Origin of the sequence: Lysinibacillus sp. C5.1, from assembly GCF_016350185.1 — a bacterium.
GTDB classification, from domain to species: Bacteria; Bacillota; Bacilli; order Bacillales_A; family Planococcaceae; genus Lysinibacillus; species Lysinibacillus sphaericus.
The window spans coordinates 3,136,291-3,148,213 of the sequence record NZ_CP066226.1; the positions used below are offsets into that span (position 1 = coordinate 3,136,291).

An 11,923-nucleotide genomic window follows, 5' to 3' on the forward strand; every position below is an offset into this window, starting at 1 on the left:
GCCAAGCTGACTTGTGTGCCGCAAGCGAAGCAACAAGTACAGCTAGTGCTACATAAATCCATTTATGCTTTATTGTATTTTGCCAAATAATGCACTCACCTTCTGTTCATAAGGGAGCAATTTTTCTGCTGGCATGCCGCTTTCACGTAATGCATGTAGCATATCTATGTACAAGGCTAATTTTTCATTTCTTAAAAAATCAATTTTGCGCTCATCAAAGGGTACATGTAATACTTCTACACCTGCTTTTTTAAATAACTCTTGAGCATATGGATTATTTTTATAATCTGTTGCATAATAGACACGTTCAATCCCTGCTTGAATAATGGACTTCGTACATGGTAAACAAGGGAAATGTGTCACATACAAATCTGCTCCTTTGGTCGGTGTACCGTACTTGGCGCATTGTAGAAGAGCATTCATCTCTGCATGCACCGTACGAACACAATGGTTATCAACAACATAGCAACCCTCTTCAATACAATGTTCATCACCTGTAATTGAGCCGTTATAGCCTCCTGCTATAATGCGTTTATCACGTACAACTGTTGCACCTACTGCTAGTCTTGTACAAGTACTACGTAACGCGAGTAAATGGCTTTGTGCCATGAAAAATTGATCCCAAGTAATACGCTCCATATGACTACCTCCTAAATTTACTTACATTAATAACAAACTGCGCTTCCATGCCACAGTCACTTTTCTACTCTAGTGTAGCCCTTTTAGAAAAGGGTCGTCAACTTCACATTATTTATAAAATTAGTTAACGGTAATGGCATCCTTAAACTTTTCAAATGTTTTTTCACCGATACCTGCCACCTTTTTTACATCTTCTATTGTTTGGAAACGTCCATGTTCCTCACGGTAGGCAATAATATTTTGTGCCTTAGAAGGACCTATCCCAACTAATGTTGCCAGCTCTGTATGATCTGCCTTATTGACATTGATTTTATTATTCGTTGTCAGGTTGCTTTCATTTGCTGTAGCAATGTTGAAACTGGACATTACGTCATCAAGTTTTTCTCCTTTTACAGGAATATAAATAACCATTTCATCCTGCACCTTTTGCGCATGATTAATGTACCGTGTATCAGCGTCCTCACTATAGCCGCCTGCAAGCTGTACTGCATCTATCATACGTTGATTTGGCTTAAGTGCATAAACACCTGGATGCAATACAGCACCCTTTATATCAATGAGCACCTGCTGTACGACCGCTTCTTCAACAGGTTCTTCTATTATTGCTAGCTGATCTGTCGGTTGGATTGTTTCGATGAGCTCTTCTTGGGGAGGTGAAGAGTCAAATTTCGAGAAAAAGAAGTAACAAAGTCCACTGATTACTAGTATGCTGGGGAGCAACACACTTTTCTTATACTTTTGCCATAAAGATTGGATCATGCAAACCATCCTTTCTATGCAAAGGTAATCATATGGAGTCTATTTTAATCATATACTATCGCTCTGATGGAGAAAAGTAGATAGATGCTTTCTATCCAAAACGAAAATGTTCAAGCCATATGTTATTAAAACCTTATATTTAATCAGAAAGAGGCTGGGACTAACTAGAAAAATTTAAGGAATAGAGGAAAGGTGTTCATAAATTTTTGCTATATGGAGAACTTGGCTAACTTAGCTATTCTTGCTTTTGCAATAAATAAAAAATTAGAAGGGTTATTAGTTGTTGGTAGCGGAGGTGGTGACTCCGGCGGGAACAGCACATAATGTTAGACGCAACAGACCGCGCGTAGCGAGGGTTGCGGCTTACGGTGTGCCCGCGGAAAGCACCGCCGTAGCGGACAACAACGGCGCAGCAAAAAAGTGTTAGATTGATGGCAGTCAATCTAACACTTTTTCTCTTTTGTCCCAGCCTTTTCTAAGTATTGGCCCCCATCTTATCAAACTTTCCGGAGTACCTGTTGCAATTATCATTTCACCGCACGTATAAAAATGCGTTCACTTTCGTATTCTGGTGCTTCCTCTGTAAAATCTGCTGTTACTTCTATATCTGTAAAGCCAATCTCACGAAGCCATGTCATATAGTGTTCAACAGCAAATGTACGTTGGAAATGCTCCTCATCAAAACGTTCATACAAATCACTTCCAGCATCTCGAACATAAAACGTCATTTGATGGACAATCGAATGTTCATAGTCCCCAGGCTCTGTATGCCATACGTAACTAATATCTCCATCATCATACGTAAATGGTCCATCTAAAAAGATTTCATCCATTTTAAATAATGAATGGACATCAAAGAACAGTTGACCACCTGGTCGTAACGTATGAAGAATACGCTCTAGCGTCGAATAAACGTCTGCTTGTTCCACCACATAGTTAAGTGAATCAATGGCAATCGTGACAACATCCAGTGCCTCAAAGCCGTCCAATTCATGCATCGACATACAGAACAGCGGCACTTGTAAACCCGCCTCTGCAAAACGCTCTGCGGCTATAGCAAGCATATCTTCTGACAAATCAATACCACTTACCTGATAACCAGCCTTTGCTAGCATCAGGCCAAGCACACCAGTGCCACAGCCAATATCTAAAAGCTTAGGGAATTGATTGCTCGGCGCATGTTGCTCTACCCACTTCACGTAACAATCATACGGAATATCCGTTTGGAGCTCATCGTATACATGGGCAAAACGTTCGTAGCTACTCACTTACGCCTCTGATACGTCTAATTGTGGTGCATCGCCCCATAGACGCTCTAAGTTATAGTAAGCACGCTCATCCTTGTGGAATATATGTGCTACAACATCACCAAGGTCTACTAAAATCCAGCGTGCGCCATCGAAGCCTTCAACACGACGAATTTCGTGTCCCTCTTTCACTGCTACCTCTTGTAATTCACGCGCAATCGCTTGTACTTGGCGATCTGAATTCCCGTGTGCAATGATGAAATAATCTGCTAAAAGTGAAATACCTTGCATATTTAAAACGACAATATCCTCGCCATGTTTGTCGTCGATTGCTTTGTAAGCTGCTTGTAATAAAGTTGAAGTCATCCTTCACTGTCCTCTCTTTTCATCATATCGTTATAACATGCTATAGATAATGGATAGATAGCCTGTTTACTATCAATTAAAAACGCCAATGTATGACGTATGCAGGCACTCATAGCCTTATCCAAATTCTTTTGCGCTTTTTTTCGCAGACGTTCTACACCATCAAATTTTCGATTCGGTTCAATCATATCTGCAACAAAAATTATTTTTTCTAAATTACTCATCGCTACACGTCCTGTCGTATGGAAACGGATTGCATTTAATATCTCTTCATCCGTTATGCCGAATTCACTTTCAGCAATATACGCACCAACAGGCCCATGTAGTAGTTCACTGCCCCAGCCAATCAGTTGTTGATCTAACTGTTGTGTTTTAACGATTTCCTCCATCCATTCGATATCGGCATACTTTGCAATATCATGAAGAATAGCAGCTGTTTCTGCTTTGCTCTCGTTTTCACCATAGATTTTTGCTAACTGTATGGCTGTTTCCATTACACCAAGTGTATGGATATAGCGTTTCTCAGGCATGCGAGGTTTAATCGCTGCTAAATACTGTTCGCGTTCCATAAAGACCTTCCTCTCGTATAAACGTCTCTACCGCTTCTGGCAGTAAAAAGGTTACCGTTCTACCAGTAGCAAGGCGCTCACGAATCAGTGTCGACGATAAATCGATTTGCGGTACTTCCACCATTAATACAGGATACTCCGTAAGCGCCTCTGTCTTCGGACGCTTTACGCCGACAAATTGAACAAGTTCCACTAGCTCATCAATACAATACCACGTATGGAGTGAATCAATCATATCGCCACCAATGATAAAGTAAAACTTCACAGTAGGCTCCTTTTCACATAATGCAGCAAGTGTGTTATAGGAATAGGATACACCGCCCTTATCAACCTCATACGACTCAACACGAAAATGCGGATAAGGTTGAATGGCGCGCTTCACCATTTCTAGGCGTTTGTCATCACTCGCATCATGCGGAGCTTGTTTATGGGGTGGTAGAGCATTTGGCAAAAAACGTACCTCATCTAACTCCAATGCATGAAAAACTTCGTTTGCCATGATTAGATGTCCAATATGCGGTGGATTAAACGTACCTCCAAGTAAACCGACCTTCTTCATCGTTTCACCTTATTTCGCTGCTTTTGGTAACACAATTTTCTTGTTGTTACGTGATTCTTTATATAAAACAACTGTCAAGCCGATTAATTGAACAAGTTCAGCATGTGCACCTTTTGCAAGAGCCTCTGCCACTTCGTTTTTGTCATCTTCACAGTTATCTAAAATACGCACTTTAATTAATTCACGTACTTCTAATGCTTCACGAATTTGCTTTGTCATTTCGTCATTCACGCCGCCTTTTCCTACTTGGAAAATCGGTGTTAAATGATGTGCTTCTGCACGTAAAAAACGCTTTTGTTTACCTGTTAACATAAAAATTATTGTCCTCCTAATTGCGCCTTTAATCGCGCAATCATTGAATTTGTATTTGGATATTCATCGAGCCAGTAATGGAACGCAATCGCACCTTGATGTACGAACATTCCAAGACCAGTTACAACGGTCGCTCCTTTTTCCACAGCCGCTTGTAAAAAAGGCGTCATTAATGGATTATACACAATATCTGCAACAATTGCGCCTTTCGCTAGTCGATTCAATGAAAATGGCATCGAAAAGTCACCCGTTACAAGCCCAGCTGACGTCATTTGCACCAAAATGCCAAAATCAGCCAATGATTCCTCCGCTTGCGCTAAAGAAATTGCACGCCCTGTTCCGAGTTCATCGATAATTGCTTGTGCATTAGCAACTGTACGATTGGCGATTGTTAAATTCATATATCCTTGTTGTTGCATGGCAAATGCGATGCCACGAGCTGCCCCGCCCGCTCCAATTAGAAGCACAGGCTTATCTTTATGTGACTTGCCGACAGCTTCTTCTAATGAGCGTACAAAACCAAGCCCATCAGTATTGTATCCTTTTAACTTCCCCTCTTTTGTTCGTACAACGGTGTTCACCGCACCCATTTTTTCTGCTAACTCATCTAGCTCGTCTAAATAAGGAATGATTGCTGTCTTATGCGGTATGGTCACATTCCAACCACTAGCACCTAATGTTTTAAAACCAGCAATCGATGCCTCTAACTGATGTGATGGTACGTGCACTGGAATATAGGCTGCATCGATTGCCATTTCTTCAAACCAAACATTATGCATGGCTGGTGATTTTGAATGCTCAATCGGATCACCAATTACTGCAAACCACTTCTTCATGTCCTAGTTCCTCTTCTCTTCTTTACTAATATTAAATGAGCGATGGACGAATTGATACTTGTACACCTTTTGGTGCATAAGCAGCAATGACCACATTCGCATGCTGTATCGTAATCCAGCCAAGTCCCGAAAAGACCACATCTGTTTTTGCTTCTTTGATTGAAAACTCATGACGGACTAACTCTGGAAGCTTGTCGATAAAATCTGCAGTCGGAGGTGCCAGTAATTCCCCCTTATGCTCAGCATATAGCGTATCTGCCTTTTCAAGCTTTGTACGGTGGATTGGCAAATCATTTGCCACGTGAATTGTAAATGCTGAACGTTCCCCTTGAATAAAGTCAAATCGCGCAAGTGCACCAATAAATAATGTTTGTCCTGCATTTTGCTGATACACTTTCGGCTTAATTTCTTTTTTGGGCATAATATACTTTAATTCGCTTGCATCAATATAATGTGCCATCTGATGGTGATTAATAATCCCAGGTGTGTCATATAATGCACTACCATCATCGAGTGGAATTTCAATCATGTCCAATGTAGTGCCAGGGAAATGCGAGGTAGTAATGACTTCTCCTTCACCCGTAGCCTGCTTAATAACGCGGTTAATAAACGTAGATTTCCCAACATTAGTACAACCTACTACGTACACGTTTTGGCCGTTGCGATACTGGTCTATAGCCTCCATCGCCTCAGCCATTCCTTGGCCCTTATGTGCACTAACTAACAGCACATCAATCGGTTGTAGACCAAGTGCCTTCGCTTCACGTTTGAGCCAGTTAATTACTTTTTTGGGCTTCACTGATTTTGGCAGTAAATCAGCTTTATTCGCTACTAATAGCACTGGATTTTTGCCAACGAAGCGATGAAGCCCTGGCAACCAGCTACCATTGAAGTCAAAAATATCAACGATTTTCACGATCAAGCCTTGCTGTGTTCCAAGGCCATTCAAAATACGCAGAAAATCGTCATCTGTTAATGACACAGGTTGTATTTCATTGTAATTTTTCAAACGGAAGCAACGTTGACAAATGACTACGTCTTTTTCTAATGATGATGGGGGTGCATACCCTACTGCTGTTTTATCTTCTGTTTGAATTGTCGTACCACAGCCAATACAATTTGGCATTTCGTTCATTCTTGTTCCTCCCAAGTAATTATTCCTTTACGTTTTAAATCATTGAACACACGACGCTCAACGAAACGATTAAATTTTGTTACGAGCCCATCTGATTGTGCAACTGGTTTTACTAACACAGTATGCAAGCCTAAACGTTTGGCGCCCATCACATCTGTAAGTAGCTGGTCTCCTACCATTACTACTTCATTAGGACGTAAGCCTAGTTGAATAACAGCACTATAAAAAGCATTACGAAGTGGCTTTCTTGCCTTATGAATATATGGAATGTTAAGTGGCTCAGCAAAATGCTTTACACGTGCTTCTTTATTATTTGAAGCGATAATGACACGAATGCCAGATTCCTTCATAATACGTAGCCAGATAATTAGCTCTTCCGTTGCATCTGCACGGTCCCATTCCACAAGCGTATTATCTAAATCTGTAATAATTCCTTTAATGCCTAATTCTTGAAGCTTTTCTGGTGTTATTTCAAAAATGCTTGTCACAAATTCATCTGGTAATAAAAAATTATACAAAATAGCGACCCCTAATCTAAACGTATTATTCGACCATTATAGCATATTTGCAAAGGCTTCACCCATGCGAATTGGACTTCCTTGTACAACATTGTCCGTAAATGTAACGGTATCTTTCTCAAATAGCATGACCACTGTCGAACCAAATGAAAAATAGCCAACTTCTTCTCCCTTTTGCCACTGGGCTGTTGTATTTGTTAACACAATGGAATTGACAAAAGTAGCACCGACTTTAATAAATGCCACATGCTGGTCATTTGCCACTTTTAACTCCGTTACAAGACGATAGTTATGAGAAATTGGCTTTTTGCCGTAAGTGAGACCTAGCTGATTGACCGGGAAAGATGAATGTCCCAATGTGTATTGTCTTAACACTTCGCCATCAATCGGGCTATGGATTCGATGATAATCAGCAGGACTTAAATAAAATACGATAAAATGTCCATCGGCATATTGCGCAGCACGATCATTATTCCCTAGTAAGTCCTGTAAAGCATAAGGTTTGCCCTTTACAAGAAAAGTCATATCCCATTCAATGCGGCCAAAGGATTCCACTTTTGCATCCACTGGACTTGTAAAAACAGTAGGATTTTGGTCTACTGGTCGTGCATCTGTTAAAAGCTCTCTTGTAAAAAAATCATGCAAACTTGAAAATTGTTGTGGTTTTTTTGAAACTTCTTCAAGGTTAATATCGTATAATTTCATATAGCTTGGAATTATTCGCTTACTCCACTTCGCTTTAGCAATAGTTTGTAAAAGCTGGGAAGATTGTTTGCCATTCGTTAATTCTATTAAGCGTTGGTATAGTTTTTCTTTCATAAAGCAAAACCCCTATCCATTAAATTAGACTGTCAATTTTTTCTCATCCGAAGTATAATGGTACAATATCTTAAGTGCAAAGGAGTGATCCGCCTTGTTTTTTTATCACAAGTTGGTGGATACGACGGTTAAGAAAATGAAATCGCACGCAGCAAACTTCATCACAATTAGTAATATGTCCTTTGGTGGCGCGGCCATAATGGCCACTTTACATGAATATTATAGCTATAGTGTCTTGTTTATCTTTATTGCTGCTCTTCTCGATCGCTATGACGGGAAAGTGGCACGCGCGCTCGGACAAGTATCTGAGTTAGGTAAACAATTAGATTCTATGAGTGATATTATATCATTTGGTGTAGCACCTGCATTATTAATGTATGAAGTTGTCCTAGTTGATTTTGGTTTCGCGGGCATGATGATGACCGTTCTTTATATCGTCTGCGGTGCGATGCGATTAGCTCGCTTCAATATTAGTGAAGCAAACGGTTATTTTACTGGGCTCCCGATAACAGCTGCTGGTACGCTATTAACATTAACGTATTTTGCGTCGACTACGTTCCATCCAGCCTTTTATCTTTTCCTACTACCGATTTTAGCTTTACTAATGATTAGTACATTCACGTTAAGAAAAGTGTAACAGCGTAATTGCTGTTGCACTTTTTTTCATTGAACGACCTTTCTTAACATATACTGTCGAAAAATGGGGAAAGGATGAAATCATTCAATGAGCGGAATTTTTACTTCTATGTTGCAGTTATGGTTTGAAATCCCTGCGTTATTCGGTTATTTAAAAGGGCAAACATTCCATAAACCCTTTTCTAAAGAAGAGGAAGCTGCTTGTATTGAACGATTTTTAGGTGGTGATGAGCAAGCGCGTCTCGATTTAATTGAGCGCAATATGCGACTTGTTGCACATGTCGTAAAGAAATTCCACCCAAAACATGAACAACTCGATGATTATATTTCAATCGGAACAATCGGTCTAATGAAAGCTGTTGAAAGTTATACACCAGATAAAAAGACGCGCCTTGCAACGTACGCAGCACGCTGTATTGAAAATGAAATTTTAATGCATTTAAGGACCCAGAAAAAAGTACAAAAAGATGTATCCTTATTTGAACCAATTGGCACAGACAAAGATGGCAATGCATTACAAATTCGCGACCTGCTACAATGCGATGAAGAAAGTGCAACCGAAAAAATCGAACATAAAGAACATGTTGCCCAGTTGTACCATTATTTGCACATGCTCGATGAACGCGAGCTGGAAATTGTCACACTCCGTTATGGGCTAAATCAGCATGATGCACTGACACAAAAAGAAATTGCTGCCCGCTTAAATATTTCTCGTAGTTATGTATCTCGCATTGAAAAGCGAGCACTCATTAAACTCTATCAATTTTATAAAAGAGATCAAAAGTCTATTGAGTAATTTATTGTAATTTGTTATTGATAAAAATTCAATCTTGACATAGCAGTACTTGTTTTATTGATGCTCTTTGCATAACGATTTTCATTAGTTGCTAACACATTTTAGCGTGGCTGGTGTCCATTGAGGAGTCCGTTGTTTCCTCGAACAATAAAAAGCTCCTTTTTGACTTTAACAGCCACAAAGGAGCTTTCTATAAAGTATTAATGTGTTGCTTCTGTCAAATCTGCCGAAATAAGCGTGCCGATTAACATTGTAATTATTACGACACCTGCTGTTAAAAATAGCATAATGAATACCTCCCATCGAACTATGAAGAGAATATAATGCCATTGTAGCATTGAAGATTATTTACGACTGTGATTTTTCTCACTTTTTTCACTGCTCACTTTGTCTATTACATGTAGATTTATAGAGCCGTAATTGCTTTTAATACAATTTGTGTTGAATGTTTTGCAGCGACTGGTAAGAACTCATCAAAGCTGATGTTTGATTCTTTGCCAGCAATATCAGATAGTGCACGAATAACTACGAAAGGTGTACCGAATTGATAGCATACTTGTGCAACAGCTGCCGCTTCCATTTCAACAGCTTTCATTTGAGGAAAATGTTGACGCACTGCTTCCACACGTACCGGATCATTCATAAAGGCATCACCAGAGCAAATTAAGCCAATACCGTATTGATGTTCACCAACTGCTTTTACAGCTTCTTCGGCAACTTTTATTAATTTTTCATCTGATTGGAAAGCAGCAGGCATACCTGCCATTTGACCAATTTCATAACCGAAAATTGTAACATCTACATCATGATGACGGACTTCATCTGAAATAACAACGGCTCCAACTTCAAGGGCCTCATCATAACCCCCAGCAGAACCTGTATTAATGACTACATCTGGTTTGAATTCATGTAATAAAATTGTTGTTGACATTGCCGCATTGACTTTACCAATACCGCTTTTTAATAGCACTACTTCTTTTCCTTCATATGTCCCTGTTGTGTATTCACTACCAGCAATTGTTGTACTAGTAGCACCTTCTAAAGATGCGCGTAATAACTCTACTTCCTCTTCCATTGCACCGATAACTGCGATTTTCATGAATTCATTACTCCCCTTCTTTTATCCAACTCTATTAAACAACGATGTGTCGGCTTTGGCATCCGTATTGTAACAAGCACCCGCCGCAAACCCCAATATCCGTTGACGTGTTTCCATAACCTACGGATAATGGCTCTAGTCACCAAACATTGTGCTATTGGGCTATGTTTTTACCCAATAGATTTAAAAATAATCAATACAGCAGTTTTCGTCAATAGGCACCTTCTAATGTATTCAACTGTTCTAGTTTTACAGGAAGCCAGCCTTCGTTATCAACCCATTCCATGCTGACACGATACTTTTCACTTTTATCTTTTGTCGAAACCGTTGCAATGGCTTTATTGGCACCACCATTATTTTGCAAGCGCCAAACAATCAGATTGTCATTTGTAATGCCAGTAACGGCTGTCACTGTCGCAATTTTTTCTGCCCAATCTACAGATTGATCATCGTAGGATGACACATGCTCTCCAGTTTGCGTTGTTGGCGTCGGTTTCCAGCTTTTATCTGTCACCACACGGTCAACAATTGGATTGTCTGACGTCGTTTCCACTGCCGTATTTTGTTCTGGTTGCTGTTCTGCCTCTTTCGACTCGTCTGTATCTTTCGTCTGTTCTTCATCTTGTGACTGTTCGTCGTTACTCGCTATGTCTTCCTCTTTTGAAGGTTCCTTCTCACTGTCATCGTTCTTTTGCTCTTGAGCTGGTTCCTCTTTAACAGTTTCTTGTGCGTCATCTTGCCACTTAAACACATACGTTGCCACTATCACAATTAATATAATGACAATGCCAATTAAAATATTTAACATTTTATCTAGCTTTTTATTGTGAGATGGCTGCAAATGACGACTGCTTCGTGTTTGTCGTTCACCCATGAAGTCTCCCCCTCTCTAGCCAATATTTTATCAAGTTCCACACGACTTGCAAAATAAAAACAGTTAGCTCTTCTCTAGAAAGAAGAGCTAACTGCTTGTACATCTGTGATTATTTAATTGAAAGAATTTTCACTTTCATTTCACCACCAGGTGTTTGTACAACTACTTCTTCACCTTCAGCTTTTCCAAGTAAGCCTTTTGCAATTGGTGATTCATTTGAGATTCGGAATTCCATTGGATCAGCCTCGGCAGAACCAACAATCGTATAAGATTCTTCATCAGAAGATGGTTTACCGTTAATAATTTCTACAAATGTAACCGTTTTCCCAAGCGAAACTACACTGTTGTCCGTTTCATCTTCAGTAATAATTACTGCGTTACGAATCATTGATTTTAATGTAGAAATACGTCCTTCTAAAAAGGCTTGCTCTTCTTTTGCTGAGTCATACTCGGCATTTTCAGAAAGGTCTCCGAAGTCACGTGCAATTTTAATACGCTCTACAATTTCTTTACGCGTTTCTGTTTCTAATTTCACTAATTCTTCTTCTAATTTTCTTTTACCCTCTGCAGTCATTGGGTACTGTTTTTCGTTTGACAAAGTACTTCACTCCTTATTTCATCAATATAAAAACATAAAACTCGACCAAATGCTTTGAAAAATGCATTTAATCGAATTTTATTATTTTTAATCCATTTCAAAATACACTTTGACCTAATAGTATGCATGCCTTACAAAAATATGCTTCATAAAGCATGTAA

General features: G+C 39.5%; 16 protein-coding genes. 2 read left to right on the forward strand and 14 right to left on the reverse strand.

All coding sequences use genetic code 11. The features are described 5' to 3' along the window. Positions 1-69: 69 nt before the first annotated feature. The 11 genes from I5435_RS15310 to I5435_RS15360 form a co-directional block, all read right to left on the reverse strand. Complete coding sequence (locus tag I5435_RS15310; protein WP_024363086.1) at positions 70-639, reverse strand: ComE operon protein 2; 570 nt, start codon at positions 637-639, stop codon at positions 70-72. A gap of 120 nt (positions 640-759) precedes the next feature. Further along, positions 760-1,398: a helix-hairpin-helix domain-containing protein gene (locus I5435_RS15315; RefSeq protein ID WP_337982545.1), complete on the reverse strand. Its 639-nt coding sequence runs from the start codon at positions 1,396-1,398 to the stop codon at positions 760-762. A gap of 527 nt (positions 1,399-1,925) precedes the next feature. After that, positions 1,926-2,666: a class I SAM-dependent DNA methyltransferase gene (locus tag I5435_RS15320; RefSeq protein ID WP_337982546.1), complete on the reverse strand. Its 741-nt coding sequence runs from the start codon at positions 2,664-2,666 to the stop codon at positions 1,926-1,928. Then, positions 2,667-3,011: a ribosome silencing factor gene (gene rsfS / locus I5435_RS15325; RefSeq protein WP_024363089.1), complete on the reverse strand. Its 345-nt coding sequence runs from the start codon at positions 3,009-3,011 to the stop codon at positions 2,667-2,669. Beyond that, positions 3,008-3,580: a bis(5'-nucleosyl)-tetraphosphatase (symmetrical) YqeK gene (yqeK, locus tag I5435_RS15330; protein WP_024363090.1), complete on the reverse strand. Its 573-nt coding sequence runs from the start codon at positions 3,578-3,580 to the stop codon at positions 3,008-3,010. The genes rsfS and yqeK overlap by 4 nt, the downstream gene beginning before the upstream one ends. Then, positions 3,549-4,139, reverse strand: coding sequence for a nicotinate-nucleotide adenylyltransferase (locus tag I5435_RS15335; protein WP_024363091.1), 591 nt, complete (start codon positions 4,137-4,139; stop codon positions 3,549-3,551). The genes yqeK and I5435_RS15335 overlap by 32 nt, the downstream gene beginning before the upstream one ends. Positions 4,140-4,148: 9 nt before the next feature. After that, complete coding sequence (gene yhbY / locus I5435_RS15340; RefSeq protein ID WP_025220069.1) at positions 4,149-4,451, reverse strand: ribosome assembly RNA-binding protein YhbY; 303 nt, start codon at positions 4,449-4,451, stop codon at positions 4,149-4,151. A 5-nt stretch (positions 4,452-4,456) separates the two neighbouring features. Continuing rightward, positions 4,457-5,287 (reverse strand): shikimate dehydrogenase, encoded by an 831-nt coding sequence (gene aroE / locus I5435_RS15345; RefSeq protein WP_337982547.1) that lies wholly within the window; start codon positions 5,285-5,287, stop codon positions 4,457-4,459. A 31-nt stretch (positions 5,288-5,318) separates the two neighbouring features. Then, positions 5,319-6,422: a ribosome biogenesis GTPase YqeH gene (gene yqeH / locus I5435_RS15350; RefSeq protein WP_337982548.1), complete on the reverse strand. Its 1,104-nt coding sequence runs from the start codon at positions 6,420-6,422 to the stop codon at positions 5,319-5,321. Beyond that, positions 6,419-6,943: a YqeG family HAD IIIA-type phosphatase gene (locus I5435_RS15355; protein WP_231786343.1), complete on the reverse strand. Its 525-nt coding sequence runs from the start codon at positions 6,941-6,943 to the stop codon at positions 6,419-6,421. Before I5435_RS15355 ends, yqeH begins: the two co-directional genes overlap by 4 nt. Before the next feature lie 33 nt (positions 6,944-6,976). Further along, the gene (locus tag I5435_RS15360) at positions 6,977-7,759 is read right to left on the reverse strand and encodes a phosphatidylserine decarboxylase (RefSeq protein WP_337982549.1); all 783 of its coding nucleotides are present in this window, start codon (positions 7,757-7,759) and stop codon (positions 6,977-6,979) included. Between the two features lie 136 nt (positions 7,760-7,895). On the opposite strand from I5435_RS15360, the gene pssA reads away from it, so the two are divergent. Then, entirely contained in the window at positions 7,896-8,396 is a 501-nt protein-coding gene (gene pssA / locus I5435_RS15365; protein ID WP_051147750.1) for a CDP-diacylglycerol--serine O-phosphatidyltransferase, read from the forward strand. An 87-nt stretch (positions 8,397-8,483) separates the two neighbouring features. Beyond that, positions 8,484-9,191: an RNA polymerase sporulation sigma factor SigK gene (gene sigK, locus I5435_RS15370; protein ID WP_024363098.1), complete on the forward strand. Its 708-nt coding sequence runs from the start codon at positions 8,484-8,486 to the stop codon at positions 9,189-9,191. Positions 9,192-9,597: 406 nt separating this feature from the next. Here the strand turns inward: sigK and mtnN are convergent, their stop codons facing one another. The 3 genes from mtnN to greA form a co-directional block, all read right to left on the reverse strand. Continuing rightward, a complete protein-coding gene (gene mtnN, locus I5435_RS15375) occupies positions 9,598-10,290 on the reverse strand; it encodes a 5'-methylthioadenosine/S-adenosylhomocysteine nucleosidase (RefSeq protein ID WP_024363100.1) in 693 nt (230 codons plus the stop codon). 211 nt (positions 10,291-10,501) lie between these two features. Continuing rightward, positions 10,502-11,164, reverse strand: coding sequence for a YrrS family protein (locus tag I5435_RS15380; RefSeq protein WP_025220073.1), 663 nt, complete (start codon positions 11,162-11,164; stop codon positions 10,502-10,504). A gap of 109 nt (positions 11,165-11,273) precedes the next feature. Continuing rightward, positions 11,274-11,762, reverse strand: coding sequence for a transcription elongation factor GreA (gene greA, locus I5435_RS15385; RefSeq protein WP_024363102.1), 489 nt, complete (start codon positions 11,760-11,762; stop codon positions 11,274-11,276). Between the last annotated feature and the right edge of the window lie 161 nt (positions 11,763-11,923).

What these genes read in the sequence shown, in the direction of transcription:
- I5435_RS15310 (WP_024363086.1), bottom strand. Translation starts at nt 639, where the DNA reads ATGGAGCGTATTACTTGGGATCAATTTTTCATGGCACAAAGCCATTTA.
- I5435_RS15315 (WP_337982545.1), bottom strand. Translation starts at nt 1,398, where the DNA reads ATGATCCAATCTTTATGGCAAAAGTATAAGAAAAGTGTGTTGCTCCCC.
- rsfS (WP_024363089.1), bottom strand. Translation starts at nt 3,011, where the DNA reads ATGACTTCAACTTTATTACAAGCAGCTTACAAAGCAATCGACGACAAA.
- yqeK (WP_024363090.1), bottom strand. Translation starts at nt 3,580, where the DNA reads ATGGAACGCGAACAGTATTTAGCAGCGATTAAACCTCGCATGCCTGAG.
- I5435_RS15335 (WP_024363091.1), bottom strand. Translation starts at nt 4,139, where the DNA reads ATGAAGAAGGTCGGTTTACTTGGAGGTACGTTTAATCCACCGCATATT.
- yhbY (WP_025220069.1), bottom strand. Translation starts at nt 4,451, where the DNA reads ATGTTAACAGGTAAACAAAAGCGTTTTTTACGTGCAGAAGCACATCAT.
- aroE (WP_337982547.1), bottom strand. Translation starts at nt 5,287, where the DNA reads ATGAAGAAGTGGTTTGCAGTAATTGGTGATCCGATTGAGCATTCAAAA.
- yqeH (WP_337982548.1), bottom strand. Translation starts at nt 6,422, where the DNA reads ATGAACGAAATGCCAAATTGTATTGGCTGTGGTACGACAATTCAAACA.
- I5435_RS15360 (WP_337982549.1), bottom strand. Translation starts at nt 7,759, where the DNA reads ATGAAAGAAAAACTATACCAACGCTTAATAGAATTAACGAATGGCAAA.
- pssA (WP_051147750.1), top strand. Translation starts at nt 7,896, where the DNA reads ATGAAATCGCACGCAGCAAACTTCATCACAATTAGTAATATGTCCTTT.
- sigK (WP_024363098.1), top strand. Translation starts at nt 8,484, where the DNA reads ATGAGCGGAATTTTTACTTCTATGTTGCAGTTATGGTTTGAAATCCCT.
- mtnN (WP_024363100.1), bottom strand. Translation starts at nt 10,290, where the DNA reads ATGAAAATCGCAGTTATCGGTGCAATGGAAGAGGAAGTAGAGTTATTA.
- I5435_RS15380 (WP_025220073.1), bottom strand. Translation starts at nt 11,164, where the DNA reads ATGGGTGAACGACAAACACGAAGCAGTCGTCATTTGCAGCCATCTCAC.